General features: G+C 65.7%; 2 protein-coding genes. Both read right to left on the minus strand.

From position 1 onward, the window contains the following. A partial coding sequence (locus H926_RS24795; protein WP_148291578.1) for a hypothetical protein occupies positions 1-255 on the minus strand: 255 nt, incomplete at its 3' end. Between the two features lies 1 nt (position 256). After that, on the minus strand, positions 257-2,420 hold a 2,164-nt coding region (locus H926_RS0100055), incomplete at its 5' end, for a cellulose biosynthesis cyclic di-GMP-binding regulatory protein BcsB (protein ID WP_022674473.1).

Raw genomic sequence — 2,420 nt, forward strand, 5'->3', positions numbered from 1 at the left:
GGGTGCAGCGGCGGGCGCTCCACCCCCGGCCAGAGCGCGGCGCGCCTCGACATTGCCGGGATCAAGCGCCAGCGCGCGGCGCAGCGCCTGATCCGCCAGATCCTGGCGCCCCTTGCCCTTCCAATAGAGCCCCTGTGCAATCAGGGCCTTTACCCCGGGCACATCGGCGAATGCCACCTGGGGCAAGGCCAGCGAGGCACTCGAGGCCAGCAGGATGGCAACAGCAGCACGGGAAGAAGGCAGCGGGGCGGACATCTCATTCATCCTTTGCACCCAGACGCAGACGAGCCTGGCGGCGGAAATAGGCGTAAGCTGGGCCAGTGAGCCCCAATGCCAGAATGAGCGTGCCGAACGCCATGAGCAAGGGGCGTTGGCTGAACCAGAAGGCCACCTTCATCCAGATCGGCAGGCTGCCGACCCAATAGGTGGACCCGATGGCAAAGCTCGACATGCCATCGCCCGTGGCAACCGACAGGTCACCCTGGATCTGGGCGTTGATCTTGGAATCGGCCATGCCATCGACCAGCGGGGGCAGATCGGCCGCATCATCGGCCACCAGCGCCACCACCGTGCGATCCGACGCATAGGGAGACTGGAAGCTGACGATGCCGGCAAACCCGCGCGCGGCGTGGATCATCGGCTCGACATCGGCCTCGTTGGTGAGGCCACGATCGGAAAACAGCGCGGAAACATATTGCAGCGGGCTTTTTTCGGCCACTTTCAGCCCGTGCCCGTCCCAATGCAGCGGCGCATTGGCAAAGACCTGGCCAGCCCCGGCAATCGCCGAGCTGCCGATCACCAGGATATCCTGGCTCGACAGCCGATCGGGATCGACGCCATCGGCCACGGTCACCCCGGTGGGGGCGATCCCGGTGCTGTCGCCAAACCGGCCCATCAGGTTGAGGAATGCCTGGACCGAGGCCGGCGTGGGATTGCGGCTCATCAGCACGGTCGTTTCGCCCAGGTCAGGGCGGATCGTGAAGGGATAGCCCGCACCCGCAAACGTGGCGAGATCGGGCATTTCCAGCGCATGATAGGCGTGGCTGAGATCGATGGTCGAGGCCGGATCGACTGCCACGCGCACATTATCAGGCAGCGTGCCGGTGCACTTCTGCTTGTCGGCCAGGATCAGGTTGTAATCGAAAACCAGGTCGTTCTGCCCGAACAGGTTGTAGCGCGGCAGGGTCAGGCTGGCCGAACCGTCAAAGCTGTTGGCGCCCTTCGATCCGAACCAGTCGCTCCACCAGCTGCCGGCCAGCGGCAGGGTCTTGAGGAACTGGCTGTTGATCGAGATATCAAGGCGCGAGGCCTTGCGATCCATCCACTTGGCCAGCGGATAGCGATAGATGAGGTTGAGCGTGCCGCCCTGGCGCGGCCAGAAGAACAAGTCTGGCGCCACGCGAAAACGCGCCGTCAGCGGGCCCGGCGGCAGGCCCATGCCCTGGAGCGCATAGGGCTCCATGATCTCGCCCAGCTTGACGGCGTGATCGGTGGTGATCCAGCGCGGCGCGCCATAGCGCGGATAGCTGGGCACGCGGGCGCCATCGAAATTCATCCGCGCCCCGCCAAACACGCCGCGGCCCGACGAGACCGCAGCAGCCGCCAGGCGCAGTTCGCCATCGTCACGCCCCATGATCACCAGCACGGTGCCATAGGAATCGCGCGGATTGCGCACGACGGCGGCCGAAGGGCCGCTGACCGTCATGTTGAGACCGGGCAGGCTCTGCCCCGATTTGAGGAAAGCGATCGCGTTGCCCATGGGCATCTGCCCAAAGAGTGGCTGGAACGAGAATCCGCGATAGCTGGCCATCGAACCGAGCCAGCCGGCCATGGCGGCGGAGGCCTCAAGCTCACCCTTGTGGGGTTGGCCGGCAAACACGAACGGCATCTTGAGCGTGGTGTTGAGCGCACGATCGAAAAACGGCCCAGGCAGGTGCGATAGGTCGGGCACGTTGGGCAGCGCTTGGGTGGTCAGGTCCAGCCACGAGCGCGTGTTGCTGACATTGGCCCAGAGCACCGAATTGAACGGATCTTCGCAATCGCGGGCATAGTGCCCGATCAGACGCAGGTTCAACTGGTTGTCACCGGGCAGGAACAGCGCGGGGTTGATCGGCAGGGTCAGCACCTGGCCGCCCGAATCCTGCGGGCGCAGCGGCACGGTCTGCACCACTTCGCCGTTCACCAGCACGACCAGCTGCGACAGATCGCCCAGCATCGCCGGCGACCAGGCCAGTTGCAGGGTGATCGACGCATCGGTCACCACCTGGTTCTTGCGCACGCCGAACGGAATGGAGATTTCGCCGCGCGTGCCCTGGAGCCGCACGGCGTTCTTGATGCGCAGGTCCTTGAGGGTCAGCCGTTCACGCGAAACGCCGCCGCCCGAGGCGGCAGCGGCGGGCGCAGCGCCGGCCGGCGCCGTG

The organism is Novosphingobium sp. B-7, from assembly GCF_000410615.1.
Classification (GTDB): Bacteria; Pseudomonadota; Alphaproteobacteria; order Sphingomonadales; family Sphingomonadaceae; genus Novosphingobium; species Novosphingobium capsulatum.